Consider the following 1188-nt stretch of genomic DNA (forward strand, 5'->3'; position numbering starts at 1 on the left):
TAGGAAGATCAGCACCTGACTGAAATTCTACATCAACCACGGGTCCAATGATTTGCGAAACTTTACCTGTAACTTTTGACATTACTTATATGTTTATGTATTACGTTTAATATAACCTGAAAAATGCTCTCATTTTCAGGCTGCAAAGATATAGTTTTCAACTTTAATGAAAAATAGTTTTTTTCCTTTTTTACAAAAGTAAAAAGGTGCCCATAAAGCACCTTTAAAATCTTAGTATTATACATGCTACTATTGCAGCGTAGCCGGGTAGTTGGTAGGGTAGTCACCTACATTCAACAAACTACCTGATTCTTCAAAATTAGAGCCATAAGTAGCATCTATTGCTATCATAAACTCATTTGCCAACAAGGCATAACCTCTAGCTGTTGGGTGAATACCGTCTAAAGAAAAGGCGCCACCGGTCACTAAATTTGATTGTAACGTGAAATCTCCACTTGTAATACCGCCATTGGCCAACTGATTTAAAAGACTATTTGCATCTACCAAGGCCAAACCTGCCTGACTAGCGGTAGCCGCTATAATTTCATTAAAGGCTGCGGTTGCTTCTGCAATTTCATCTTGCTCACTTGGTATCAAAACCCATTTATCTTCTAAGGGAAGTGATATTCCTTCTACAGAAAACTGACCTGCCAATGCCTGTGGCAAGCCTGCTGCCATTAAATTGGAAACAGATTCTAAATTTACCGTTCCTATTATAGAAGAACTTGGCAATACAAATAAGTCATCTGCCGTAGCCTCCCTTGTTTGTCCATATGTACTACCCAACAAACCGGCAACCAATGGTGCTGCCTGCGCCGGTAATCCAAATGATTCTACAAATGCAGGAAAAGTAGGACTAGCAATTAAAACACCCGCAATCTGAGCTGACAAATCCGGTAATGTTTCATCCCTGATCACAACCTCACTTGCTTGCGTCTCCGAAAATTTAATAGAACGCTCCGGTACCTCTAAAAATTCATAAACTTGATTCAACTGACCAAAGATTCCGTTCAAGGTAGGAATTTGTGGTCCAAAATCTGGATTAGTAGGGTCTAACGGATTATGTGGCACCGTAGTAAAATGTGGTACATCTGTTACATTAGGAATATTAGCCACAACACCTTTAGCTCCCGTTGCGGTCAAGGAAGCTATCAAAGCTCCATAACTGCCGTCAAAGCCAACTCCCGG

At 40.2% G+C, this 1188-nt stretch carries 1 pseudogene; it reads right to left on the reverse strand.

Annotated elements, in window-relative coordinates:
* Nucleotides 1–249 precede the first annotated feature (249 nt).
* A pseudogene (locus tag QZ657_RS00605) lies at nt 250–1188 on the reverse strand (G-D-S-L family lipolytic protein); the annotation flags it as partial.

This window comes from Maribacter sp. (assembly GCA_020629415.1).
Taxonomy (GTDB): domain Bacteria; phylum Bacteroidota; class Bacteroidia; order Flavobacteriales; family Flavobacteriaceae; genus Maribacter; species Maribacter huludaoensis.